Source organism: Streptomyces shaanxiensis (assembly GCF_039537145.1).
Taxonomy (GTDB): domain Bacteria; phylum Actinomycetota; class Actinomycetes; order Streptomycetales; family Streptomycetaceae; genus Streptomyces; species Streptomyces shaanxiensis.
In genome coordinates this window covers 140,244-166,091 of sequence record NZ_BAAAZY010000014.1, presented here as the reverse complement: position 1 = coordinate 166,091, position 25,848 = coordinate 140,244, and the positions used below count along the sequence as shown (strand labels likewise).

The following is a 25,848-nucleotide window of genomic DNA, read 5'->3' as shown; positions in this document are numbered from 1 at the left end:
GATCAACCGGAACGGCGGGGGACGAGGCGGCGGACGTCATGGGCGGCACCGGGGAGAAGCAGGCGACAGGATCGGGGCGTCCCACGTCACGGGACGTCGCCCGGCTCGCCGGCGTGTCGCACACCGCGGTCTCCTTCGTCTTCAACGGCCGCGCCGAGGGCAACCTCTCGCCCGCCACCCAGGAGCGCATCCGGCAGGCCGCCGCCGAGCTCGGCTACCGCCCCGACCCCGTCGCCCGCGGCCTGCGCCGCCGCCGTACGGCCGTGATCGGCCTGGTCACCGACGAGATCGCCTCCTCGCCCTTCGCCGGCCGGCTGCTGCGCGGCGCCATGGAGACCGCCTGGGACAGCGAGCACCTCGTCCTGACCATCGACTCCGGTGGCGACCCGGCCAAGGAGGACGCGGCCGTCGCCGAACTCCTCGACCGGCGCGTGGACGGCATCATCTACGCGGCCATGTCACTGCGCCGCGTCCGTGTCCCCGAGGGCCTGCACCGCACCCACTCCGTCCTCGCCAACTGCCTGCCCGAGGACGACTCCCTGCCCGCCGTCATCCCCGCCGAACGCGCGGGCGGCCGTACGGCGGCCCGGCTGTTGCTGGACGAGGGACACCACAGGGTCGCCATGGTGGGCGGCCAGGACGACCTCGCCTCCGTCGACCGCCTGCGCGGCTTCCGGGACGCGCTGCGCGCCGAGGGGATCACCGTGCCCAAGGAGTGGGTCGTGCGGAGCGGGGGCGAGATCAGCGGGGGCCACGAGGGCGCGATGCGCGTCCTCGACGGCGTCCCCGCCGACCGGCGGCCCACCGGGATCTTCTGCTACAACGACCGGGTCGCGGCAGGCGTCCTGCACGCCGCGACCCGGCTCGGCATCGCCGTCCCCGGCGAGCTGTCGGTGGTCGGCTACGACGACCAGGAACACATGGCCGAGTTCCTCACCCCGCCCCTCACCAGCGTCGCGCTGCCCCACCGGGCGATGGGCGAGGCCGCCGCACGGCTCCTCCTCGACGCCATCGACACCGGCAGGACCCCGCCCGCGACCGTACGGCGCCTCGCCTGCCCGGTGGTCAGTCGTGCGTCGGTGGGACCGGCTCCCAGCCGATGACGGCCGCCGCCGCCCCCGTGACGACGAGCTCGGGCACGTCGTCCGGCCGCCGGTAGACCCGTTCGGTGACCGTCGCCCGGTCGCCGACGAACAGCTCGAACAGCGAGCCGTCGACGAGGATCCGCACCTCGGCGGCCGCCTCCCGCACGACAATCGGCGCCGACCCGTCGGGCCCTGTCCGGGGCCAGTCGCCGCGGTCGAGCGTCACCGTGCCCGCGTCCGGGTCCAGCACGACCGTCAGCTCCGCACCCGAGGCCGACCGCAGCAGACTCACGGTGGTCCGGCCCGACGCGGTTACGGTCAGGTCGTACGAATCCGGAAGCGGGGCAAGCCGACTCGGCGCGGAGACGAACGGCTCGGCCGCACGCAGCAGTTCGAGCTCCGGTGCCGGTACGACCCGCAGGGTTCCGTCGGCATGGACGTCCACCACCCGCGGCGCGGTCAGGACACCGGCCCACCCGGCTCGATCGACCTCGCTCTGTTCCCGTGCCTCCCAGGACCACCCCCACATCAGCGCCCGCTCCGGCTCCTGAAGCACGGCGGGCGCGTAGAAGTCCCGCCCGTGGTCCAGCCGCCCGCCGGTGCGGGTCTCGAAGCGCAGCTCGCCTTCTCCGTACGGTTCAAGATGGCCAGTCAGATAGCCGGTGCCGCACGGGTCTCCGTCCCACAGCGACACCACGAGCACCCAGTCCCCACCCGCGGTCTCGAAGAGCTGCGGGCACTCCCAGCCGACGGCCCTGTCCCCGAACACATCCGCCGCGACCGGGTCGTTGCCGTCGAGCAGCACCCCGGCGAACCGCCAGTCGGTCAGGTCGTCGCAGTCGTACACCAGCACCGACGGCGTCCCGTCGGCGTGCCCCGCGCCGACCAGCGCCCACCGTCGGCCACCACTCCTGAACACGAACGGGTCGCGGAACATCACCACGTCCAGGTCGGCGGGCGGGCCGGTCACGACGGGGGTGGGCCGCGGCTTCCAGTCGGTGAGCGTCTCGTCCTCCGGCACCAGCGCCCGCGCCAGGCAGATCGAGCCGAGGCCGGTGTGATGGCGGTCGACGCCCGTGTAGACGGCCGTCGGCACGCCGTCGTCGTCGACCACGCAGCCCGACCAGCAGCCCGCCTCGTCCGGGCCCCCGGGTATCGGGGTGAGCGCGATCGGATGGTGCTCCCAGTGGACGAGGTCGTGGCTGGAGACATGGCCCCAGTGGACGTTCGAGTGCACCGGGGCGGCGGGGTTGTGCTGGTAGAAGAGGTGGTACCGGTCCCGCCAACGGAAGGGACCGTTCGGGTCGTTGATCCAGTTGGCGGGGGGACGGACCCGGAAGCGCGGGGCGCTCGGGTCCGTCGACTGAGCGGTGAGGCTCAACGGTTGACTCCTGCGGACGTGATGCCCTCACGCAGAGGGCGCTGACCGACGACGAACACGACGACGGCGGGGATCATGGACAGGACGACACCGGCGAGCACCACCGAGATGGAGCCGGTGCCCAGGTTGCCCTGGAGGGAGACCAGGCCCAGGGGGAGTGTGTAGTTCTGGCCGGAGGTCTCCAGGATCAGCGGCCGGAAGAACTCGTTCCAGTGGTAGTTGAAGGCCAGTACACCGACGATGGCGAGACCGGGCGCGGCCAGTGGGGCGTACACGGAACGGAAGATCCGCCACGGCCCGCAGCCGTCCAGCATCGCCGCCTCGCCCAGGTCCTTGGGCATGCCCAGGAAGTACTGGCGCATCAGGAAGGTCCCGAAGGCGGTCGGGAAGGCCGGGATGATCAGACCGAGCAGGGTGTCGGTCAGGCCCATCGACTTCAGCACCAGGAACACCGGCACGATCGTGACCTGCAGCGGCACCATCATGGTCGCCAGGACCAGCCCGAACAGCGGCTTCTTGAACCGGAACTCGAGGCGGGCGAAGGCGTACCCCGCCAGCCCGGCCGTGATCATCTGGCCCACCGCTATCAGCGCGGTCACCAGCGTCGAGTTCAGCGCCAGCAGCCATACGTCGATCTGGTCGAAGACCCCTTGATACGACTCCACGGTGGGGTTCGTCGGGATGATCTTCGGGGGCAGGTCGAAGGACTCGGCGGGGGTGCGCAGGGAGGTGGAGATCGTCCAGATGACCGGGCCGAGGGTCAGCAGCGCGCACACGGCCAGACCGGCGATCCGCGCCCAGGGCGCGAGCGAGTGCCGCGCGCGGCTGAGGTTCATTGTCGCTTGGCTCATGGAACTCACCCGGCTCACTGGTAGTGGACGAAACGCCGGCTGAGCCGGAACTGGAGGGCGGTGACCGCCATGACCAGCACGAAGAGCAGCACGCCCACCGCGGACGCCTCGCCGAAGCGGAGCTGCTCGAACGCGCTCTCGTAGATGACCATCACCACGGTGCGGGTGGAGTCGCCGGGACCGCCGTTGGTGAGGACGTACGGCTGCTCGAAGACCTGGAGCGCGTTGATGATGCCGACCACCGACGCGACCAGCAGCGTGGGCGACAGCAGCGGGAGGGTGATGTTCAGGTGCTTGCGCAGGCCGGTCGCGCCGTCGAGGGAGGCGGCCTCGTGGATCTCCTTCGGGATGTTGTTGAGACCCCCGACGAACAGCAGGAACGAGAAGCCGAACTGCTGCCAGACGTAGACCAGGATCACCGTGGTCATCGCCGCGTTCTCGGACGTCAGCCACGGCACCGGGGCGATCCCGAACAGCCCGATCAGCCAGTTCACGACCCCGAAGTCCTGGTTGAACAGGTACTTCATCACGACCGAGATCGACGCGGCGGACAGCACCAGCGGGAAGAAGAACGCCGAGCGGAACACCGACCGCAGCCACACCGGCATCCGCCCGTTCACCGCGAGGGCCAGGACGAGGGCGATCAGCAGCTGCAGCGCGACCGCGAACACCATGAACACCAGCGTGTTGCGGAAGGAGACCAGCACGGTCGAATCGCCGAAGACCTCACGGTAGTTGGCGGCTCCGGCGAAGCTCGGGTCGTCGATGACGTTCCAGTGGAAGAGGCTCAGCACCACCGAGCCGACGATCGGGACGACCGTGAAGACGACGATGCCGACGATCGTGGGCGCGAGGAACAGCGTGGCGAGCAGGCGGGTGCCACGGTCGCGGGTGGAGGTCCGGGGCGCGGCAGCCGGTGACGTCGCCGGCGGCTTCGGCTGTACAGCCGGTATCCGAGTGTTCGTCGTCATACGTCACGCTCCATGGCCTTCTCCAGATCGCTCTGCATCCGCCGCAGCGCGGGGGCCACCGCACGCCGGGAGGCCAGGGCGGTACCGGTGTGCTTGAGCAGCACCTGCTCGACCTCCGCGACCTGCGGCGGTGCGGGGATCGGCCCGGTGTCGGGGAACTTGTCGAGGGTGTCGTAGAAGACCTGCCAGCGGTCCGGGCCGGTCTCCCGGTAGCGGTCGGCGGTGAGCATGGAGCGGCGGGCCGGGGTGGTCTGGTTCGTCTTGAACAGCCGCATCAGGGTGTCCCTGCGGGCGGCGTACTTGATGAACTCCCAGGCCTCGTCCTGCCGCTTCGACGTGCGCAGCAGCGCGTAGCCGGCGGCCCCGAACTGCATACGCTGGGTGCGCCAGCGAGGGAAGTACTGAGTGTCGAACCCGCCTGCCTCCATCCCCGCCAGGTGCAGACCGCCCGCCCAGAAGCCGCCCGCGGGCGTGACGCCGACCCGCCCGGTGGAGAACACGCCGATGAGGTTCTGTCCGTTGCCCCCCTCGGGCCGGTTGCACAGGTCCTCCTGGATGAGGGAGGCGAGATAGTCGTACGCCTCCTCCACCCGCGCGTCGGTGGCCTGCGGGGTGGTCCACCGGAAACCGCCGCCGCGCCCCTGCCGCTGTGCGGCCGGGTAGAAGGAGTCCCACAGCCAGGCGCCGCCCGGTGCCTTGGACTCGGAGAGGAGGTTCGTGTCGTTGGCGAACAGCCACGGCACCACGCCGCCCCACAGCCGGTTGGTCCAGAAGTACGGCGTGAACTGCGAGCCGCTCGCCTTCTTCATGTCGCGCAGCAGCGCGGTGAAGTCGTCGCGGGTCCAGTCGGCCGCCGGGAAGTCCGCGCCTGCCCGCTTCAGCACCTCGTTGTTGAGGTAGATGTCGGCCGCGTTGAACTCGACCGGCAGCTGGTAGAGGCTCCCCTCGTACATCATCGACTCCACCAGCGAGGGATGGACGTCGGCGAAGTACTCGCGCAGCTCCTCGGCGTCCCGCTTCACCCAGCGGTCCAACGGGACGCCGAGGCGCTGCGCGAACAGCTGGACGCCCTCGGTGGCGACGTAGACGAGGTCGGGCGCGGTGCCCGCGGCGATCTGGGTGAGGATCTTCGCGAAGAAGTCCGACCAGTCGACGGCCTGCACGGCGTTGATCCGTAGCTTGATGTCGGGGTGGACCTTCTTGAAGCCCTCGGTGAGTGTGCGGATGGCCTCCGGTCCGTAGGCGGGGCCCAGTGTGGCGACGACGAGGGAGCCGTCGTCGCGCCCCGGGATGTCGGCTCCGGTGAGCCGGTCCCAGCTGGCGGCGGTACCGGCCAGCGCGGCGGCTCCCGCGCCGTAGGCGCCGTACCGCAGCAGGGTGCGGCGGGTGAGGTGCGAGTCGGTCATTCAAACGGGCCTAACTCGTGTTAGCCAAGGTCTGATGCCCCAGATGATGTGAAGCGGGTTACGGCCCTGTCAAGAGTTCGGAACCACTTGACCTTTAACGAGTTAGGTCACACAGTGCTGGACCACATGAGCCGTCGTCGCGTCCGAGAGGAACGATGTGTGATGCGTGGGATATCCAGGAGAGCGTTATTCGCCGGGTCCGCCGTGGGTGCCGTGACCGCGATGCTGCCCTCGTCACCGGCCGCCGCGAGGCCGAAGTCCGCGCGGAGCGTGAGCTACCGCGCCGAGTACCACTTCACGGTGCCCGACCAGTGGAAGAACGACCCGCAGCGCCCGGTGTGGATCGACGGGGAGTACCACTACTACTACCTGTACAACGCGGATTATGTCGCGGGCGGCACCGCCACGGGCACCGCCTGGCGCCTGGCCACCAGCGCCGACCTGGTCTCCTTCACCGACCGAGGCATCGCCGTGCCGAAGGACACCACGCCCAACGGTGACGTCTGGTCCGGCTCGGCGGTGATCGACTCGGACAACATGGCGGGGTTCGGCGCGGGCGCGGTGATCGTCATCGCCACCATGTCGCCCGACGACGTAACGCAGGCGCAGTACCTGTACTACTCGACCGACGGCGGCCGCACCTTCACGCCCCACGGCACCGCCCCCGTCCTGCCCAACCCCGGCGTCCGCGACTTCCGCGACCCCAAGGTGATCCGGGACGAGGAGCGCGGCCGGTGGGTGATGACGCTCGCCGAGAACGACAAGGTGGGCTTCTACCACTCCACCGACCTGAAGTCCTGGACGTACGTCAGCGGCTTCATCAGGGGCGGCATCGGGGTCCTGGAGTGCCCGGACCTGTTCCGGATCACCGCCGGCGACGGCACCGCGAAGTGGGTGGTCGGCGTGAGCGCGAACGGGAAGGGATCGGGGCTGCCGAACACGTACGCCTACTGGACGGGCTCCTTCGACGGCACCACCTTCACCGCCGACGCCGCCGATCCGCAGTGGCTCGACCACGGCTGGGACTGGTACGCCGCCGTGACCTTCGAGAAGCACCGGAGCGACGGCTCGGTGGACCCGTCCGTGCGCTACGCGATGGGCTGGCTCAACAACTGGGACTACGCCAACATCACGCCCACCATCGACAGCGACGGCTTCAACGGTACCGACTCGATCGTCCGGGAGATCACCCTGAGACGGTCCTCCACCGGCGCGTACTACCTCGCCTCACAACCGGTCGGCGCGCTGGACGAGCACGTCTCCCGCACGGTGCAGCTGGGCGATCTGGAGGTCTCCGGCACCCGCGTGCTCGACTACCAGGGCACGGCCTACGAGCTGACCTGCGAGATCGCCTGGGACCAACTCACGGGCGCCGGCTTCCAGTTGCGTCGTTCCCCCGACGGCAGCCGCCATGTCGACGCCGGGATCTACCGCGACTACGCCTTCCTCAACCGCCGCCCCACCGTGAACCCGGACGCTTCCGGCAGGTGGCAGGAGAGCCGCAGCCCCTTCGACCCGGCCGCCCGCACCGTGCGGCTGCGCATCCTGGTCGACCGTACGTCCGTCGAGATGTTCGTCGACGACGGCCGGTACGTGCACTCGTCGGAGGTCTTTCCCTATCTGACCGACACCGGGCTCGCGCTGTTCACGATCGACGGCACGGCGGTGTTCCGGAACACGGTGATACGGGAGTTCACGGTGAGTTGAGTAGGGTCGCCGGCATGCAGGACGTGCGCGTGGTGCTCATCGGGGGAACGTCCCACACCGGCAAGTCGACCGTCGCCCGGGCCGTCGCGGAGCGGCTCGGGTTCGACTGCCGCTCGACGGACAAGCTGGCCCGGCATCCTGGGCGGCCCTGGCGGACGCCCGAGTGGGAGCCGCCGCCACATGTCGCCGAGCACTACGCCACCCTCGACATCGACGCGCTGATCGGGTCCGTGCTCGACCACTACGCACGCCTGTGGCCGCGCATCGAGGAACTGATCACCGACCGGGCAAGCGGTGACGGCCCCGGTCTGGTCCTGGAGGGTTCCGCACTGTGGCCCGCCCGCGTGGCCGGCCTGACGGCTGTCCCGCGCACTCGGGCCGTATGGCTCACGGCGGACGAGGCGGTACTGCGTGCGCGCATGCGGTCGTCGGCCCGCTACGAGGAAGGGACGGACCGGGAACGGTACTTGGTGGACAAGTTCCTGGCCCGTGCCAAGCGCTTTCAGTCGCTGATGGCAGAGGGCGTGGACGCCCACGGCCTGGCCCGCATCGACACGGGGGGTCGCTCGGTGGCCGAGCTGGCGGACGCGGTGCTGACGGCTGTGCGCCTGCCGGTGCGCTGAGGCCCTGTCGCCACGCCTGCCGAACACTGTCACGATCTTCCTGGAACCGGCTCGGACCGGAGCCGGTGCGGACGATCGACGGAGTGCGCATGACGACGGACAGGGCCACCGCGGAGGGGACGGAGCAGGCGGCGGGGATCGAGGTGAAACCGGTCGCCGGGCACATCGGGGCGGAGATCACGGGCGTCGACCTGGCCGGCGACCTGGACGACGCCGTGGTCGCGGCGATCCGGGCGGCGGTGCTGCGCTGGAAGGTCGTGTTTTTCCGCGGACAGCGGCTGGACCACGCCGGGCATGTGGCGTTCGCGCGCCGGTTCGGCGAACCCGTCGTCCTGCGCAAGCGGGGGAGTGCCTCCCCGGCGGACTTCCCCGAGATCGAGACGACCGCCGACCGGCTGGAGCTGGGCGGGAAGTTCGGCATGGAGCACGACGAGTGGCTGCGACGGCGCCGCCACACCCTGCTGCGCGGCTGGCACTGCGACCACGGCGCCCGCATCGACCCGCCCGCCGCGACGATCCTGCGTGCCGAGACCGTACCTCCGTACGGCGGCGACACCACCTGGTCGAACCTCGCCGCCGCGTACGCCGGACTCTCCGGCCCGGTGCGGGAGTTCGTGGACGGCCTGCGGGCCGAGCACCGTCTCGGCGTCGGCTACCAGCCCCGCCCCGGCGACGACGCGTACGTCCGTCATCTGCTGGAGCGTCAGGTCGCCTCGCTGCATCCCCTGGTGCGCGTCCATCCGGAGACGGGGGAGCGGGTGCTCTACGTCAACGGGTACTACGTCGAGCAGATCGCCGACCTCTCGCGGGCGGAGAGCCGGGCGATCCTCGACATGCTGCTGGAGCAGGCGGTCCGCCCGGAGTACACGGTCCGATTCCGCTGGGAGCCCGGCAGCGTGGCCTTCTGGGACAACCGGGCCACCATCCACCTCGCGCCCAGCGACAACGCCCACCTCGACTTCCCCCGGACCATGCACCGCGTGATGCTCGTCGGGGACGTGCCGGTCGGGGTGGACGGCAAACAATCGGAGCCGATCATCGGGACCGAACCGGGGCGTTGGTAGCCGACACCCGGTGACGGCCATACGGCGGGCGCCCGGACGCCTCGTGGCTGGTCAGCGGGCGAGCAGGGCCCGCAACGCCTTCGCGATGTCGTCCGGCGCTTCCTCGGCCATGAAGTGGCCGCAGGTGGCCGTGGTGTGCCGCAGGTCCGGCGCCCAGGCGCCCCACAGCTCGGCGGCGTCGAAGCCGAGGGCCGAGCCCCAGTCCTGCTGGAGCACACTGACCGGCATCCGGAGCGTGCTGCCTGCCGCCCGGTCGGCCCGGTCGTGCTCGATGTCGACGCCGGCGGAGGCCCGGTAGTCGGCGACGATCGAGGGCACCGCCGCACGGCAGGCCGCCAGGTAGGCGGCACGGACCTCCGGCGGAACGGCCTCCCGGTCGCTCGTCCAGATGTCGAGGAAATGGCCGAAGAAGGCGTCCGGGGCGGCACTGATCATGCGCTCCGGCAGACCCGGCGGCTGGGCCATCAGATAGAGGTGGAAGCCCACGGCGGCGGTGACGCCGTGCATCACCTCCCACATGTCGAGGGTCGGCAGGACGTCGAGGCACGCCAGATGGGTGACCGTGCCGGGATGGTCGAGCGCGGCGCGGAAGGCGACCAGGGCGCCACGGTCGTGCCCGGCCAACGCGAAGCGCTCATGGCCGAGTTCGCGGGCGAGGGCCACGATGTCCGCGGCCATGGTGCGCTTGGCGTAGACGGTGCCGTCGGTCTCCGCCGGCTTGTCGCTCGCGCCGTAGCCGCGCAGGTCCGGGCAGATCACCGTGTGGTCGGCCGCGAGATCGGCCGCCACGTGGCGCCACATCAGGTGGGTCTGCGGGAAGCCGTGCAGCAGCACGACGGGGGTGCCGGAGCCGCCGACGGCCGTGTGCAGCCGGACTCCGTCGGCGACGGGGACGCGGTGATGATCGAAGCCGGTGATGACAGGGGGCATGGCTGCGCTCCTTACGGTCATGGCCGCAACACGTACCGGTGCGAAACGATGGATGGGTGGAGGATGCCTCTTCGAGGATCTTGTTCCTCGATCCTCCTGGGAGCGGATGAGCAGTGGATGAGCAGCGCCTGGATGGCCCGCGACAGCGTCGGACGGTGGACGACGCGCTCCCCGGCTTCGGCGTACTCGGACCGGTCACGGCCTGGGACGCCGGTGGGAACACGATCGCCCTGAAGGGGCCGAGACACCGCTCGGTGCTGGCCCGGCTCATCGTCGCCCGGGGACGTGTCGTGCCCGTATCCCGCCTGGTGGACGACCTCTGGACGGACCCGCCCGGCGACGCGGTGGGTGCCGTACGCACGTTCGTCGCCGCGTTGCGCCGCGCCCTCGAACCGGGCCGCCCGCCCCGCAGCCCGGCCCGTCTGCTCGTCACCGACGGCCCGGGATACGCCCTGCGCACCTCGACGGACGCGGTCGACGCCTGGCGCTTCGAGGGGGCGGTCGCCGCCGCCGGGACGCTGCCGCCCAAGGAGGCGGCCGTACGGCTGGAGGAGGCGCTCGGCTGGTGGCGCGGACCCGCCTATGCGGAGTTCGCCGACCAGCCGTGGGCGCGGGCCGACGGCCGCCGTCTGACCGAGCTGCGCCTGCACGCCGTGGAGCTGCGTGCCGAGGCGCTGCTGTCGGTCGGCCTGGCCGACCGCGCGGCGGCGGACCTTCGTGCGCACGCGGCCGAGCATCCCTGGCGTGAGAACGCCTGGCGCCTGCTGGCCCTGGCGCTGTACCGAACCGGCCGGCAGGCCGACGCGCTGGACGTGCTCCGCCGGGCCCGTGCGCTCCTGGCCGAGCACCTGGGCGTCGATCCGGGCCCGGGACTGCGCTCCCTGGAGGCGGACATCCTTCACCAGGCCGACCACCTCGACCGGCCGCCGGAAAACCCCACCGGCCGGGTCTGGGAGCAGGTCGCCGCCGCCTACGACCGCGCCGTCGCCCCCGATGCCCGGGCACGCCTGGAGTCGACGGCCGGCCTGCTGCGCAACCTCGCCGTGACCGGCGGCAGCGGACTGCCGGCCGCCCGCGAGCACCGGGTAGCGGCGATCGCGGCCGCCGAGGAACTGGGCGACGCCGAACTGACGGCCCGGGTGATCGGCGCCTACGACGTCCCAGCGATCTGGACCACACTGGACGACCCGGAACAGGCCGCCCACGTGGTCGCGGCCGCCGAGCGCACCCTCGCCGCCCTGCCCACCCCCGAGTTCCCGGCCGAGCTCGAACCGGGCGGTACCCCCATCGGCCAGGAGGCGGCCAGAGCCCGGTTGCTGGCCACCATCGCCCTGGAGTCGCGCGGCACTCCACTCGCCCGTGGCCCTCAGGCCGCCCGCCAGGCAGAGGAGATCGCCCGTCGGCTGGACGATCCGGTGCTGCTGGCATTCGCCCTCAACGGGGCTTTCATGCAGTGCTTCGACCGCACCGGACTGGCGCCGCGGCGTGACGAGATCGGCGCCGAACTGATCGCGCTCTCCGCCCGGCACGCCCTGGCCGACTTCGAGATCCTCGGCCACCTCGTCCGGCTCCAAGCCCGCTGCGCCCTCGGCGACTTCACCGCGGCCGACCGGCACGCGGCCGCCGCGGACGCACTGGCCGTACGGCACGAGCGGCCGCTGGTGGGCGTGTTCACCGGCTGGTACGCCGCACTGCGACTGGACGCCACCGGCCAGGCAGCGGCGACGGAAGCGGAAGCGGCCTACCGGGACGCGGCCGGCCTGCTCCACGACGCGGGCATGCCGGGCCTCGCCGAAGGCCTGCTGCCGCTCGCGCTCCTCTGCCTGCGCCTGCGGCACGCGCTGCCGCTGCGCTTCGACCAGGACACGAACTGGGGCCCGTACGACCCCTGGGCGCACCCCCTTCTCCTCCTGGACGGGGGCCACCTCCCGGAGGCCGCCGAGGCACTCCACGCCACGCCCGAGCCACCCCGCGGCCTCCTCCAGGAGGCCCTGTGGTGCCTCACCGCCCGAGCGGCACTGGCGCTGGGCGACCGGCAGGTCATGGCACGCGCCCATGCCGCCCTCACCCCGGCGGCCGGCGAACTGGCCGGTGCGGGCAGCGGTCTACTGACCCTGGGCCCGGTCTCGGCCCACCTGACCGATCTGGCAACCGCCCTCGCGGGCACGGCGTAAGAGGCGGACCCGGCCGGATTGGACGCCGAAGCAGCCCGGCGGGGAGCCGGAGAGCTGAGACAACCACTGCCGAAGCAGTCCGCTGATCGTCCGGTACGTACTCCGGGCCAGGGCAATTCGCCGGTGAACCGGTCGAACATTCTCCTCGTCATACTGGTGAATGATCGAAAACGCTCCTGGCGGGTGCGCTGGCCCCGTGCGACGAGGAAGGAAGCGCATGCCGACTGCCGGGCGCCGTACCGCCGTCACGCTCCTCGACATCCTGCTGCGGGCCGCCGAGGAGGCACCCGGTCAGGTCGTCGTCCATGTCCGCGGAGACGGCAGCGAACACGCCGTCACCTTCGCCGAACTCCACGACGACGCCCTGCGCGTGGCCGGGGGTCTGCGCGCGGCGGGACTCGAGCCCGGCACGCCCGTTCCGCTGCTCGCGGAGCTCGGCGAGGACTTCCAACCGATGTTCTGGGGCGCGCTGGCGGCGGGACTCGTGCCCGTTCCGCTCGCCCCTGAGCCGCGCCGGGTCGGACCGGTCTGGGAGTTCCTGGGCAGACCCGCCGTGGTGGTCGACGACACCACCGACGCCCTGCTCGCCGAGATCCCGGGCCCCGTGCGCGCCCTGCGCCTGAGCGCGTTGCGCGAGGGCGACCCGCTGCGCACCCTGCCCCGCAGGGATCCACAGGACCTCGCCTTCCTGCAGTTCTCCTCCGGCAGCACCGGCGCCCCGAAGGGCGTGGAACTCACCCACGAGGCCGTGCTCGCGAACCTCCGGCAGATCCGCGCCGCCATGGCGATCACCTCGGACGACGTGGTGGCGACCTGGATGCCGTACTTCCACGACATGGGCCTGATAGGCACCCACCTCGTCCCCATGGCCGCGCGCCTGAAGCAGGTACGCCTCGAACCGCTGACGTTCGCCAAGCGTCCGGCCCGCTGGCTCGAAGCGGTGACACGGCACAAGGCGACCCTGCTGTCGGCGGCGAACTTCGCGCTGGCACTGGCGGTGCGGCGGGTGCCGGACAGCACTTGGGCCGGCTCGGACCTGAGCTGCGTACGGCTGATGCTCGTGGGCGCCGAGCCCATCGCGCCGCGCGTGTGGCGGGAGTTCACCGCCAAGGCCGGCCCGGCGGGACTGGACGCCGCGGCCATGCTGCCGGTGTACGGACTGGCCGAGGCCACCCTCGCGGTGACCGTGCCCCCGCTCGGGGAGATCGCCGAACCGCTGGCACTGGACCGGACGGCGCTCAGCCGTGGCCGGGCCGTTCCCGCCGAACCCGGACCGGACGCCGTCGAATTGATGGATGTCGGCTGCCCCGTGCCGGACTGCGAGATCCGCGTCGCCGACGACTCCGGCAGGCCTCTCGGTGCCCGGCGGGTCGGTCACATCGAGGTACGCGGCCCTCAGGTGGCCCGCGGCTACCACCGCAGCCCTGAGGCGAGCGCCGCCGCGTTCGCCGGTGGCTGGCTGCGCACCGGCGACCTCGGCTTCCTGGACGAGGGTCGGCTGTGCGTCACCGGCCGGCACAAGGACGTCGTCTTCGTCGGCGGCCGCACCTTCCACGCACCCGACATCGAGGAGACCGCCGCCGCCACTCCGGGACTGCCCGGGGGGACGGTGGCGGCCATCGGGTCCACCGACCCGGACACCGGGGGCGACCGCGTCGTGGTGTTCGTGCAGTGGGCGCGGCCCGTCCCGGCCACGGCTCTTCCGGTGCTCGACGCGGCGGCGGCCCGGGTCCGCGAGGCGCTGGGCCACGACGACGTACGGGTGTTGCCCCTGCCGCCCGGGGCGTTTCCCCGCACGACGAGCGGCAAGCTGCGGCGCGCTGTGATGCGGGTGCGGTTCGAGGCGGGCGCGTACGCGGCGGTCAAGGAGCGGCTGTCTGCGGCGCGGGTCGAGGGTGCGCCTGACCGGCTTGAGGGTGCGCCTGCCCGGGTCGGAGCTGAGCCCGTCCGGTCCAAGGTCGAGTCGACCCGTGCGGAAGGGCTCCGTCCGCAGGGGCCCGCGCCACGCTCACGGCGCGATGTCGAGGACGTGCTCCGGGGAATCTGGGCACGGATCCTGGACCTCGGGCCGGCGGACATCGACCGCGACGACCGGTTCTTCGCGCTCGGGGGATCCTCGCTGAAGGCGATGGCGGTGCTCGCCGGGATCGAGGACGCCTTCGCTGTGACGGTGGAGCCGCGTGTGCTGCGCGACCACGACACGGTGGCCGCGCTGGCCGGACATGTGATGGCTCAACTGGTCAGCTCTGGTAGGGGATTTGATGAGACGTCAAAGGAGTCAAACTCCGATGACGGCGCAGTGACGGACACGACCGCCGCCGAGAGCGCTTCGGTGCCGTCCGGTGCGAACGCAGGGAACCAGCCGGTGGCGGTGCTCGGCATGGCCTGCCGGTTCCCCGGAGCCTCGACGCCCGAGGCGTTCTGGGAGCTGCTCCTCGCCGGGCGTGACACGGTGAGCGCGGTACCCGACGACCGCTGGGAGAGTGCGCCGGGCGCCCGCGGCCTCTTCGGGTCCTTCCTCCCGGACCCGGCGGACTTCGACGCCGCCTTCTTCGGCCTGGACGACGAGGAGGCCCGCGCGACCGACCCACAGGCGCGGATCTTCCTGGAGCTGGCCCACGAAGCCCTGGAGCGCGCCGGGTACGCGGGGCCGCGGCGGACCGGTCGCCGTATCGGTGTGTTCGCCGCCGTGAGCGACAGCGGCTACCGGGAGATCCTGGCCGCCGCCACGGACGGCGACCTCGCCGCCCAGCCCGGCGCGCTCACCGGCAACCTGCCCAACCTGATCGCCGCCCGCCTCTCCCAGGCCCTCGACCTCGACGGCCCCGCCCTCGCGGTCGACACCGCCTGCTCCTCCGCGCTCGTCGCGCTCCACCTGGCGCGGCGCAGCCTCCAGAGCGGCGAATGCGACGTCGCCGTGGTCGGTGGCGTCCAGCTCGCCCTCACCCCGACCGGCCACCGGCTGCTCGCGCGTGCGGGCGCCCTCTCCCCGACGGGCAGACGCCGCCCCTTCGGCGCCGCCGCCGACGGCATCGTGCCCGGAGAAGGCGGAGCGGCGCTGGTCCTCTCGCGCCTGGACGACGCACGGCGGGACGGCGACCCGGTACTCGCCCTGGTCCGTGGCACGGCCGTCAACAACGACGGGCGATCGCTCAGCCTGCTCGCCCCCAACCCGCGTACCCAGCGCGAGGTCATCACCCGGGCGTACGGCGAGTGCGGCATCGACCCCGACGCGGTGTCGTACGTCGAGGCACACGGCACCGGCACTCCGGTGGGCGACCCGATCGAGGCGCAGTCGCTCGGGCACGCCTTCCCGCCCCGCAGCGACGGGCTTCCGCGCCTGCTCGGCTCGGTCAAGGCGAACATCGGGCACCTGCTGAACGCCGCCGGCATGCCCGGCCTGGTCAAGACGGTCCTGGCACTCCAGCACCGCCGTGTCCCGCCCGCCCCGAACACGACCACGCCCGCGCCCTACCTGGAGCGTGTCGCCCCCGGCTTCGAACTCGTCACCGAGCAGCGGGAATGGCGGACCCCCGGGCCCCTGGTCGCGGGCGTCAACGCCTTCGGCTTCGGCGGGACCAACGCGCATGCCGTACTGGAGGAGGCGCCCGGACGGACAACCGCCCCGACGTCCGCCGCCGACGGCCCCCACCTGCTCACGCTGTCGGCCCACAGCCCCGACGCCCTCCGAACGGCCGCCGCCGACCTGGCCGCGTACGCACGTACCCGCTCGGACCTGCGGGAAGCGGACCTCTGCGCCACCGTCAACACCGCCCGCGACGACCGTCCTCACCGCCTGGCCGTGGTCGTGGAAGGCGACCTCGCAGACCGTCTCCATGCCGCCCGCACGGCGGACTTAACGCTCGCCCGGTCCCGCCCACGCACGGTGTTCCTGATGCCCGGCCAGGGAGCACAGCGGCCCGGCCAGGGCCGCGCCCTGTACCGGTCGGCTCCGGTGTTCCGGGAGGTCATCGACGAGGCCTCCTCGCTGACCGGCCCCGTGCTCGGGCGCTCGCTCGCCGAGTGGTGCCTCGATCCCCGTATGGATCCCGAGGAGCTGGCCAGGACCGAGGTGGCCCAGCCGCTGCTCGTCGCGTTCGGGGTGGGACTGGCCCGGCAGTTGGGGGAGTGGGGCCTGGGCGCGGACGCGGTCGCCGGACACAGCGTGGGCGAGATCGCGGCCGCGTGCGTCGCCGGGGCGCTCAGCCTCGCCGAAGCGGTGGGGTTCGCCGCGGAGCGTGGGCGCCTGGTGGGTGAACTGGCCCTGCCCGGAGCGATGGCCGCGGTCAGGGGTGACGAGGGCAGCGTCGCCGAGCTCGTCGCCGCATCCGGCGGCTTGCTGAGTGTGGCCGCCGTCAACGGCCCCGAGCAGGTGGTGATTTCGGGGTCCGAGGAGGCCGTCGACCGTGCCGTCGCGGAGCTGACGGGACGCGGCGTGGCCACGCGCAGGCTCCGCGTCTCCCACGCCTTCCACTCGCCGCTGCTGGAGCCGGTCCTCGACCCGCTGCGGGACGCCTCGAAGGCGCTCACGGTCAAACCGGCGGCCGTACCGATGCTGAGCACGGTCACCGGCGAATGGCGTCCCGGCCTCACGCCCGCCTACTGGCAGGAGCACGCCGTCCAGCCGGTACGGTTCGGCGCGGCTGTGGCGCGGCTCCTGGACGAGGGCTACGACCACTTCGTCGAACTGGGCCCGGGGAACACCCTGGGCGGAGCGGTCCGTGCGGTCGCCGGAGCGCATGGCGTCCCGGACGTGGCGGTGCTGACGACCGGACTTGCCGGGGACTCGGGCCGTGATGCCGATTCCTCCGGGGCACGGGCGCTGTTGGAGACGGCGGGCCGACTGTGGGCACGCGGTGCGGAACTGGATCGGGCGGTTCTGGAGGGGACGGTTCCGGCACCCTCGGACCGGACGGGCCGGGCCGTCGGAAGGCCGCGGGTCCCGGTGCCGACGTATCCGTTCCAGCGCACCCGCCACTGGCCGCGCAAGTCCGGCGCGGAAACCGTGGTGCGGCGCCTCGACTGGAGGGACGCGCCGCTGACGTCGGCGGCGGGGCCTCGCGTGGTACGGCTGATCGGCACGGGCCAGGAGATGGGCTCGGACCAAGTGCTGAGCACGGACGAGGAGTTGGGCGCGGTCCAGGCGCTCGGCCGGGCCCTCGCCGAGCGGCTCACCGGCCGTGGGGTGACCGTGCTGTGGGAGGGCAGCACCTCTGACGAGTCGGTCTCCGCGTCGGCGGACACCGTGGTGTGGCTTGCGAGCGCGGTGGGCGACGCGGGCGGAAGCCTCCCGGCCACGGACACCGGCCTGAGCGCCGCCGTTCCCGCACTGCGCCCCGTACTCGACCTGCTCACCGCCGGCTGCGCCCGCCTGCTGGTGGTCACCGAGGACGCGTACGTCATCGGAGACTCGGCGGAACGGGCGCGCCCGGCGCAGGCGCTCCTGCACGGCTTCGCGCTGGCGCTCCCGGAGGAGTACCCGGGGCTCGCCGCAGCCGGCATCGACCTGTCCGCCCGCGACCCCCTCGACGCCCGGGTCGACGCTTTGGAACGGGAGTTGTGGTCGGCCCACGAGCCGGGCGCGGAGGGCGCGTTCGCGTGGCGCTCCGACCGCAGGCTCAGCCGTATGCCGTCCGGCGTGCCGGACGCTCCGGCGGCGCTCGATGCCCTGCCGGCGGACGGCACGTACCTGATCACCGGGGGAGCCGGCGGGCTCGGCTCCGCGCTCGCACGTGATCTGGCGGGTCGCGGCGCCTGCGTCCTGATCCTGACCGGCCGCGCCGCGACCGCTCCCGACGAGCTGCTCAGTGAACTCCGCGCCCGGGGCGCCCGGGCCCGGTACCAGGCGGCCGACGTGTCCGACGCGGCAGCCGTCGACGCCCTGTTCGCCGCCCTGCCCCCACTGGACGGGGTGTTCCACGCCGCCGGTACGGTCCGGCCCGGCACTCTCCGCGCCAAGACCGACGGCGAGATCGAGCAGGTACTCGCCGCGAAGGTGCGGGGCACCGTACTGCTCGCCGAGGCGCTGCAGCGGTACGGCCAGGCACCGGCGGTGTGCGTCGCTTTCTCCTCCCTCTCCTCGGTACTGCCCGGCCTGGCGGGCGCGCTCGGTGACTACGCGGCGGCCAACGCCTTCCTGGACGCCTTCGCCGCCGCCGAACGCGCCGCGGGCCGGCCCTGGCAGGCGATCGGGTTCGGGCCCGTCGCCGACGCGGGACTGGCCGCCGGATCACCGGTCCGACAGCGGCTGCGCGCCCGCGGATTGACCCCCATGACCACCCGGGCAGCGATCGCCGCGCTGCGCACGGCCGTCGCCACCGATGCCGCGCACCTGCTGGTGACACCCTCGGAGCCGCCCGCGCCGGCCGTCACCGTGGACCGCCGGAACGGCACGTACGACAGCGAGCCACCGGTCGTCGTCGTGGACCGCCCGAACGGCACGCACCACAGCGCACCTCCCGCGCCCCACACCTCACCGGACGGCGCCGAGGTCGACCCGGTCCGCGTCGCCGATCTGGTACGCCGCCTACTGGCCGAGGCTCTGCACCGCGCCCCCGAGGACATCGGCGACGACGAGCAGTTCCTCGGCCTGGGGCTCGACTCCCTGACCGCTGTGGACCTCGCACGCCGCCTGGAGACGGAACTCGGGATGGCGCTGCCCGCCACGCTGCTCTTCGAGTACCGGACGATCGGCGAACTGGCCACCCACCTCGGCGGACAGACACCAACGGCCGCCCCCGTCCCCGCCCCCACCGCCGCCCGCCGCGCGGCTGAGACCACCCCCCGCCCCCTCACCCCGCTCCAACGCGCCTTCCTCACCACCGAGGCCCTGTACGAAGGCGTCACCGCTTACGGCTACATACGCCAGACCGTCCGAGGCCCCCTCGACCCCGACCTCCTCGGCCGCGCCCTGGCCCACCTCGCGGCACGCCACCCGATGCTGCGCCTGCGCATCACCACGGACGCCACGCACGCCACGAACGGCACACCGCCGCGCCAGTACACCGCCCCGGCCGACCGCACCGACCGCTCCCCGCGCTGGTACGTGGTGCACGAGCCGGACGACACCACGCCGCCCCTGCCCGACCTCGAACAGCGGCTGTACAACCGCCCGTTCGACCTGACCGCCGAGGCCCCGGTGCGTGCCGTGCTGGTCCGTGACCGCAGTGACGTGCACCTCGCCCACCTGCTGCTGGTCGTCCATCACAGCGCCGCGGACGGCTACAGCCTCAAGGTCCTGTGCGAGGAGCTCTGGTCGCTCTACACCACCCTCGCTCACGGTCGCCTCCCTGAACTCCCCACCCCACGCGCCGAGTTCGCCGACTACGCGGACCTCGTCACCGCGGAGCGCCGGTCGCCCGACTTCACCCGGGACCAGCGGTACTGGCGTGCCCGTATCGCCGAGCACGCGGCGTCGGCCACGGCACCGGTACTGCCGTACGACGGCGACCCGGAAGCACTCCCGGAGCCGCCGCTCACCCACCACCAGACGACCGTCGACGCCCCACTCACGGCGGCGCTGCGGGAGCTGGCCGCCCGCCACGAAGTCTCCCTCTTCCATCTCCTCCTCGCGGTGTACGGCCGCTGCCTGGCGCGGTGGAGCGGGCAGCGGGCCGTCGCCGTGAACGTGGCGCGCGCCCGCCGGGAGGCGCCCTTGCCCGGGATCGACCGCCTCGTGGGCCCGCTCGCCGACACCCTGCCGGTCTTCGCCGACGTCGACCCCGACGAGCCCGTGACCGCGCTGGCGCGCCGGCTGCAGCGGATCTGGCGTGCGGCGGAGTCCCACGCCACGCTCGGCAGCCCCGACATCGCCGCGCTGCTGCCCGCCACCGGCCCCGCTCCGCGCACGGTCGCCCCGGCCGGGTTCAGCTTCGCCCGCTTCCCGGTGAGCCCCGGCCGCGACTGGCCGGTCACCGTGACCCCGACCGCGGCGGCCACCGCCTCCGCCGCGACCCGGCTCGGCCTGCTGTGCTGGGAGTCCGACACAGCCCTGCGCCTGTCCTGGAACCACCCCGCCCACCTTTTCCGGCGCGCGACCGTGGAGCGTCTCGACGCGGACTACCTGGGCGAACTGCGCGCCGTGACCGGACAGTCGTCTACGGCGTCGGTTCCCCCTGGCGACACCGCCACACACCCCGGCGACACCGCCACACACCCCGTCGCGCCTGCCGGTTCCCGTCCTCGCGGCGACGACGGTATCGCGGACCGCCTGAGCGCCCAGTTCCACGCGACGCCGACGGCAGTGGCCGTCAACACCGGCAGCGCGACGCTCACTTACGCCGAACTCGACAGCGCCTCCGCCGCGCTCGCCACCCGGCTGAGAGCGAACGGCGTACGCCCCGGCGACCTGGTCGGCCTGCTCACCGAACCGGGCGTGGACACCGTCGTCGGTGTGGTCGGCATCCTCCGCTCGGGCGCCGGTTGGGTGCCCCTGGACGCCGGTCACCCCGTTGCCCGGCTGCGGGACCAGGTCCAGCGCACCGGGGTGAGCGTGGTGGTGTGCCACACGGCGACAGGAGCGGCCGCTGCCGCGCTGGCCGACATCACCCCGGTCACCGCCGACGGCCCGGCACCGGCCTCGGCCCCCGCGCTGCCGCTGCCGCCCGCCGACCCGGAAGCCGTCGCCTACGTCATCTTCACCTCGGGCTCCACCGGCCGCCCCAAGGGCGTCCCGATCACCCACCGCTCCATGCTCAACTACCTCGACTGGTCGTTGGCCACCTTCGGCTACGGCCCCGGGGACCGTCTCGCGCAGACGGCGAATGTCTGTTTCGACGCCTCGGTACGCCAGTTGCTGGCACCGCTGCTGGTCGGCGCCACGATCCACACCCTCACCCGGGATCTCGTCCGCGATCCCGAAGCCCTGCTGGACCGGATCGTCAACGACCGCATCACGGTGTGGAGTTCGGTGCCGACGCTGTGGGAGCGACTGCTGACCGCCGCCGAGACCCGGGCAGGACAGGACGGCACACCCCCGGACCTGTCGGCGCTGCGCTGGGTCCACGTGGGCGGCGAGGCACTCCCCGCCGCCCACGTACGGCGCTGGTTCGACCTGCTCGACACCTGTGGGGGACCGGAGCACCGGGTCGCCAACCTCTACGGGCCCACCGAGGCCACCATCAACGCCACCTGCCACATCATCGACACCCGGCCCGCCGACGACGTACGGCAACTGCCCATCGGCCGGCCGGTGGCCGGGACCGAACTGGCCGTCGTCACCGAGGAGGGCCGTCCCTGCCCGCCCGGCGAGGCCGGTGAACTGCTCATCGCCGGAACCGGGCTGACATCCGGTTACCTCGGCGAACCGCACCTCACCGCGCAGGCCTTCGTCGAACGTGACGGTCAGCGCTGGTACCGCAGCGGTGACCGGGTCCGCCGAACCGCGGACGGTGCACTGGAGTTCCTCGGCCGGCTCGACGACCAGGTCAAGGTCCGCGGCCACCGCGTCGAACTCGGCGAGGTCGAGGCCGCGCTGCTCACCCACCCGGACGTCTCCCGGGCCGCCGTGCTGCTCGCCGACGGACGTCTGGTGGCGTACGTCGAGCCCAGGCCCGGTTCCGGGGAGCCCGACGCACGCGAGCTGCGCGCCTTCCTGGCCCGCGTACTGCCGTCGTACATGCTGCCCGGACGCATCCGCTCGATCCCGGCGATGCCCCTGACCGGCACCGGCAAGATCGACCGCAACCTGCTGGCGCGCGAATTCGAGGGAACGAGCGCTGCGGACACCACCGACGGCGGCGTCGACCGCGATGGGGACGACCCTGCTCACAAGTCCGCGCCGTCCGGGCCCGGAACCCCTCCCGTCACCCCGACCGAGCACACCGTGGCACGCATCTGGTCGGCCCTGCTGGACGTCCCGAACGTCACCCGCGAGGACGACTTCTTCGCCCTCGGCGGCGACTCCATCATGGTCCTGGAGCTCTTCGCCCGTCTGCGCAAGGAACTGCCGTCCGTCCCCCGACCCACCACCGTCTACACCCACCGCACACTTAGCGCACTCGCGGCAGCCCTCGACACCGCCGCCACCGGCCCCTCGGCCGCTCCGACCCCGGACTCCGGCTCCGCGCAGTTCGCGAGCCCCTACCCGCTCACGCCCTCCCAGCGAGGCTTCCTGCTCGCCGAGACCATCGACCCCGGTGCGGGCTCCGGCTGGCTCGCCCGGTTCCGGCTGAGCGGGCCGCTGCGCCAGGACGTCCTCCAGCGCGCCGTCGACGTGCTGGTGGCCCGGCATCCCATGCTGCGCACCGTCTTCCCCGCGGGCGCCCGTCCGCCCGTGCAGCAGGAACTGCCGGACTCGCTGCGTCTGCCCGTGGAGGCGGAGAGCCTCGCACACCCCGACCTGCTGGAAGAGCGGATCGCCGAGGAGGCACGACGCCGACTGGAGCCCTGGGCCTGGCCGTTGCTGCGGCTGCGGCTGTTCGGTGTGGCCCCCGACGAGCACGTGCTCGTCGTCCACGCGCACCACCTCATCGGCGACGGCTACAGCGCCGCCCTGCTCACCAGGGAACTGCTCACCGTGTACGACCGCCTCGACCGCGGCCTCCCACACGGCCTGCCGCCGCTCGACAGCTCCTTCCGAGACCACGTCGCCCTGTCCGCCGGACGCCCACACCCCCACGGGCCCGAGGCCGAGGACTACCGCGCACGACTCCGGGCGCCCTACACGCCCCCAGTCCTGCGCCGCCCGACCCCCGAGGACGCCGACGCACAACCGGCGTTCCACACCACGGGGTTCACCCTGGACCCCGTCACGACCGGGGCGCTGCGGAGGCTCGCCCGGGCAGTGCACCGCACCCCGTACGCCCCGCTGCTCACCGCGTACTACCGCGCCCTCGCGGCGCTCACCGGACAGCGCGATCTCGTGCTCGGGCTCGCTGTCACCGGGCGCGAGGAGTCCACGGTGGACGCTCACCGGCTGTTCGGCCCGTTCGCGGAGGCGGTGGCACTGCGCCCCGCTGGGCCCGGCGGAGGCACCCCGGGCTTGGGGGACGATGGCCAACTGCCCTCGTTCGAGGACGACGTGCGGCGCCTTGCCGCCGAGACCGACCTGGCCCGGGCCGAGGGCCCAGGCGGCGAACTCCGCACGGCGGCAGGACTGCCGCACCACGCCCAGTTCTTCTTCACCTTCCTCGACTTCACGTCCCTCGGCTCGGAGGCCGTGGGCCGTCTGACGCTGCACGCGGACGAGTCCGACACCGCCCTCGCCCCGCCGCCGGTGGGCACCGACGTGTTCCTGGCCGTGCGGCCGGTGGCGGACGGTGAGGGACTGCGCGTCACCGTGCGGGCCTCGGCGGGGGCCCTCACGTCCCGTGAAGTCGCCGGGTTCGCCGAGGAGATACGGAGACAGCTGCGGGACGCGCTGAGCGAGGTGAGGGCCCCCGAAGCCGCGCCGGCCCGCAGCGGTGGGCGCCGAGGGAGTCCGCACCTCGACGCCGCGCTCGTCGGATACCTGCCTGCCCCGCACCACCTCGCCGCCCTCGCCGGACTGCCGCCCGAGAGCCCCGGCCTCGGCCGTGAGGAGATCCGGGCGCTCCTCTTCCCCGAGGGGCGTGCCCGGCTGCTGGAGGAGACCGGGACCCCGCTCGGGAACTCCGGCTTCGTGGCCCTGCCACTGTTCGCCGACGAACTGGCCGCGGGCGGCGGCCTCGCGGCCCGCACCGCCCGCGCCGTGGAGCATGCCGCCTCACTCGGTGCGCGGTGCGTCTCGCTCGCGGGCATGATCCCGTCCCTCACCGGCTACGGCTACGACGTCCTGCGGGAGACCACGGCCGGCTCCGCCCTCACCACCGGTCACGCGTCGACGACCGTGGCCGTGGTCAAGACCGTCCAGGCCACGCTCGCGGCGACCGGCCGCCGCCTCGACGATCTCTCCCTCGCCGTCGTCGGATGCGGCTCGATCGGCACCTCGTCCCTACGCCTGCTGCTGGCCACGGCACCCCGCCCGCCGGCCCGGCTGCTGCTGTGCGACCTGCCCGGCAGCACCGCGCGACTGAAGCGGCTGGCGGCCGACCTGAGGTCCGGGCACCCCGCGATGACGGTGCAGGTCGCCGAGTCCGGGCGGACCCTGCCCGCGTCGGTCTACGAGGCCGACGTGATCGTCACCGCCGTGAGCGGCGCGACGAACCTCCTGGACATCGACCGGCTCCGCCCCGGCACGACCGTCGTGGACGACTCCTTCCCGCACTGCTTCGACACCGCGAGGGCGCTGGACCGCATGAGCCGCGACCAGGACGTCCTGGTCGTCGGAGGCGGTCTGCTGGCCCTGGACTCCACGGAGACGCGGCTGAGTGACGATCTGCCGGGCGTGGCGAGCGCGGGCTTCGCCATGCGGCCCGGGATCGCGGGCACCTTGGCGTCGTGCCGACTGGAGTCGCTGCTCCACGCCCATCTCACGGACTCCGGCCGCTCGCCGAGCGATCTCCCCCTCATCCACGGCCTGGTCGACCTGCCCCGTGCCCTCGCCCACTGGGACGCGGCCGAGGCCGCCGGGGTCCGGCCCGCCCCGCTGCACCTGCTCGACCGCGTCCTCGCAGAAGGCGAGGGGCTGCCTCTCAGGTCCCCGAACGCCAACCCAGCGCAGGACCCAGCCGGGTCGCGATGTCCGTGAGGATCTGCACATAGTCCTCGTGCTCGAAAGTGAACGGCAGCGCGAACGCCACCTCGTCGACCTCGCGGAACGCGGCGTGGGCGTGGAGGCGTTCGGCGATCTCCGCCGAGCTGCCGACGAGGTCCGGCGCGAACAGCAGCCGGGCCGGACCCTGCGGTGACGTGGTGCGCGGGGTGCGCTTGGCGACGTAATCCTCGTACTTCGCGCGCTGCTCGGGCGTGGCGGAGTCGGTGGGGATGACGACGAGACCCTGGGAGACGCGGGCGTTCTCGCCGTCGGGGTGGTGGGCGCGGAAGGCGCGGATGTGGGAGAGCTGGATCTGAGCGAAGTCCGGTGACTGCACCGCGTCTTCGGGACCTTCCGCCTTGACGACGCTGCTGGTCAGGAAGTTCATCCCGTGCTCGCCGGCCCACTGCGCGGAACGCAGGCTGCCGCCGCCGTACCACAGACGGTTGCCCAGCCCGGGCGACTGAGGCTGGACCCGGTCCGAGAACACCTCGAATCCCTCGACCCCGCTGAAGTCCGTGACCGGCTTGCCCCGCACGAAGTCCAGCAGCCGCCGCACCCGCTCGTAGCCGAAGTCCTCGACGTCCGCCGTGTCGGGGTACAGGGCCTCCTTGACCCGGTCGTAGTGCATCGGCGGGCCCACGCTGACGCCCGGGTTGATACGGCCGCCCGACAGGATGTCGACCGTCGCCAGGTCCTCGGCCAGCCGCAGCGGGTTCTCCCAGCCGAGCGGGATGACCGCGGTGCCGAGCTCGATGCGGCTGGTGCGTTGAGAGGCCGCCGCGAGGACGGCGACGGGGGAGGAGATGCCGTACTGGAGATGACGGTGGCGGAGCCACGCGCTGTCGAAGCCGAGCCGCTCGCCCAGCTCGATGATCTCCAGTGTGGACTCGTGGCCCCGCCGTGGATCCGCCTCGTCGAACAGCCCGATCGTGAGGAAACCGAGTTTGCGCAACGGTCGTGAGGTCGGCGGCACGGGCCCTCCATCGTTCATGGATCAAGGAGTACGGAAGTGCCAACCGCCTCGCGCCCGACGATGTTCC

Annotated in this window: 12 protein-coding genes; 6 read left to right on the top strand and 6 right to left on the bottom strand. The window is 72.7% G+C overall.

Annotated elements, in window-relative coordinates:
- Positions 1-38: 38 nt before the first annotated feature.
- Positions 39-1,103, top strand: a complete 1,065-nt coding sequence (locus ABD932_RS29115; RefSeq protein WP_345016977.1) for a LacI family DNA-binding transcriptional regulator — start codon at positions 39-41, stop codon at positions 1,101-1,103.
- Here the strand turns inward: ABD932_RS29115 and ABD932_RS29110 are convergent.
- The 4 genes from ABD932_RS29110 to ABD932_RS29095 are packed head-to-tail and all read right to left on the bottom strand — an operon-like array spanning position 1,066 to position 5,694.
- Entirely contained in the window at positions 1,066-2,466 is a 1,401-nt protein-coding gene (locus ABD932_RS29110; RefSeq protein ID WP_345016975.1) for a glycoside hydrolase family 32 protein, read from the bottom strand. The genes ABD932_RS29115 and ABD932_RS29110 overlap by 38 nt on opposite strands.
- The gene (locus ABD932_RS29105) at positions 2,463-3,317 is read right to left on the bottom strand and encodes a carbohydrate ABC transporter permease (protein WP_345016973.1); all 855 of its coding nucleotides are present in this window, start codon (positions 3,315-3,317) and stop codon (positions 2,463-2,465) included. Before ABD932_RS29105 ends, ABD932_RS29110 begins: the two co-directional genes overlap by 4 nt.
- Before the next feature lie 14 nt (positions 3,318-3,331).
- Positions 3,332-4,288 carry a carbohydrate ABC transporter permease gene (locus ABD932_RS29100; RefSeq protein ID WP_345016971.1) on the bottom strand — a complete coding sequence of 319 codons (957 nt, stop codon included), beginning with the start codon at positions 4,286-4,288 and terminating at the stop codon, positions 3,332-3,334.
- The gene (locus ABD932_RS29095) at positions 4,285-5,694 is read right to left on the bottom strand and encodes an extracellular solute-binding protein (RefSeq protein WP_345016969.1); all 1,410 of its coding nucleotides are present in this window, start codon (positions 5,692-5,694) and stop codon (positions 4,285-4,287) included. The genes ABD932_RS29100 and ABD932_RS29095 overlap by 4 nt, the downstream gene beginning before the upstream one ends.
- A 162-nt stretch (positions 5,695-5,856) precedes the next feature.
- Here ABD932_RS29095 and ABD932_RS29090 point away from each other — a divergent pair, with 162 nt between their 5' ends.
- From ABD932_RS29090 to ABD932_RS29080, 3 genes are all read left to right on the top strand, one after another.
- A complete protein-coding gene (locus ABD932_RS29090) occupies positions 5,857-7,401 on the top strand; it encodes a glycoside hydrolase family 32 protein (RefSeq protein WP_345016967.1) in 1,545 nt (514 codons plus the stop codon).
- 14 nt (positions 7,402-7,415) lie between these two features.
- The gene (locus ABD932_RS29085) at positions 7,416-8,024 is read left to right on the top strand and encodes an AAA family ATPase (RefSeq protein ID WP_345016965.1); all 609 of its coding nucleotides are present in this window, start codon (positions 7,416-7,418) and stop codon (positions 8,022-8,024) included.
- Between the two features lie 89 nt (positions 8,025-8,113).
- Positions 8,114-9,088 carry a TauD/TfdA dioxygenase family protein gene (locus tag ABD932_RS29080; protein WP_345016963.1) on the top strand — a complete coding sequence of 325 codons (975 nt, stop codon included), beginning with the start codon at positions 8,114-8,116 and terminating at the stop codon, positions 9,086-9,088.
- A gap of 51 nt (positions 9,089-9,139) precedes the next feature.
- On the opposite strand, the gene ABD932_RS29075 is transcribed toward ABD932_RS29080, so the two are convergent.
- Positions 9,140-10,018 carry an alpha/beta fold hydrolase gene (locus ABD932_RS29075; RefSeq protein ID WP_345016961.1) on the bottom strand — a complete coding sequence of 293 codons (879 nt, stop codon included), beginning with the start codon at positions 10,016-10,018 and terminating at the stop codon, positions 9,140-9,142.
- 155 nt (positions 10,019-10,173) lie between these two features.
- Here ABD932_RS29075 and ABD932_RS29070 point away from each other — a divergent pair, with 155 nt between their 5' ends.
- Both ABD932_RS29070 and ABD932_RS29065 read left to right on the top strand, forming a co-directional pair.
- Positions 10,174-12,192: an AfsR/SARP family transcriptional regulator gene (locus ABD932_RS29070; protein ID WP_345016959.1), complete on the top strand. Its 2,019-nt coding sequence runs from the start codon at positions 10,174-10,176 to the stop codon at positions 12,190-12,192.
- Positions 12,193-12,409: 217 nt separating this feature from the next.
- Positions 12,410-24,799 (top strand): non-ribosomal peptide synthetase/type I polyketide synthase, encoded by a 12,390-nt coding sequence (locus ABD932_RS29065; protein ID WP_345016957.1) that lies wholly within the window; start codon positions 12,410-12,412, stop codon positions 24,797-24,799.
- Here ABD932_RS29065 and ABD932_RS29060 read toward each other — a convergent pair.
- Positions 24,744-25,781 carry an LLM class flavin-dependent oxidoreductase gene (locus ABD932_RS29060; protein WP_345017094.1) on the bottom strand — a complete coding sequence of 346 codons (1,038 nt, stop codon included), beginning with the start codon at positions 25,779-25,781 and terminating at the stop codon, positions 24,744-24,746. The two genes, ABD932_RS29065 and ABD932_RS29060, sit on opposite strands and share 56 nt — an antisense overlap.
- Positions 25,782-25,848 lie beyond the last annotated feature (67 nt).

Excerpts from the sequence above, each read along its gene's own strand:
- ABD932_RS29115 (WP_345016977.1), top strand. The coding sequence starts at position 39 with ATGGGCGGCACCGGGGAGAAGCAGGCGACAGGATCGGGGCGTCCCACG.
- ABD932_RS29105 (WP_345016973.1), bottom strand. The coding sequence starts at position 3,317 with ATGAGCCAAGCGACAATGAACCTCAGCCGCGCGCGGCACTCGCTCGCG.
- ABD932_RS29100 (WP_345016971.1), bottom strand. The coding sequence starts at position 4,288 with ATGACGACGAACACTCGGATACCGGCTGTACAGCCGAAGCCGCCGGCG.
- ABD932_RS29095 (WP_345016969.1), bottom strand. The coding sequence starts at position 5,694 with ATGACCGACTCGCACCTCACCCGCCGCACCCTGCTGCGGTACGGCGCC.
- ABD932_RS29090 (WP_345016967.1), top strand. The coding sequence starts at position 5,857 with ATGCGTGGGATATCCAGGAGAGCGTTATTCGCCGGGTCCGCCGTGGGT.
- ABD932_RS29085 (WP_345016965.1), top strand. The coding sequence starts at position 7,416 with ATGCAGGACGTGCGCGTGGTGCTCATCGGGGGAACGTCCCACACCGGC.
- ABD932_RS29080 (WP_345016963.1), top strand. The coding sequence starts at position 8,114 with ATGACGACGGACAGGGCCACCGCGGAGGGGACGGAGCAGGCGGCGGGG.
- ABD932_RS29075 (WP_345016961.1), bottom strand. The coding sequence starts at position 10,018 with ATGCCCCCTGTCATCACCGGCTTCGATCATCACCGCGTCCCCGTCGCC.
- ABD932_RS29065 (WP_345016957.1), top strand. The coding sequence starts at position 12,410 with ATGCCGACTGCCGGGCGCCGTACCGCCGTCACGCTCCTCGACATCCTG.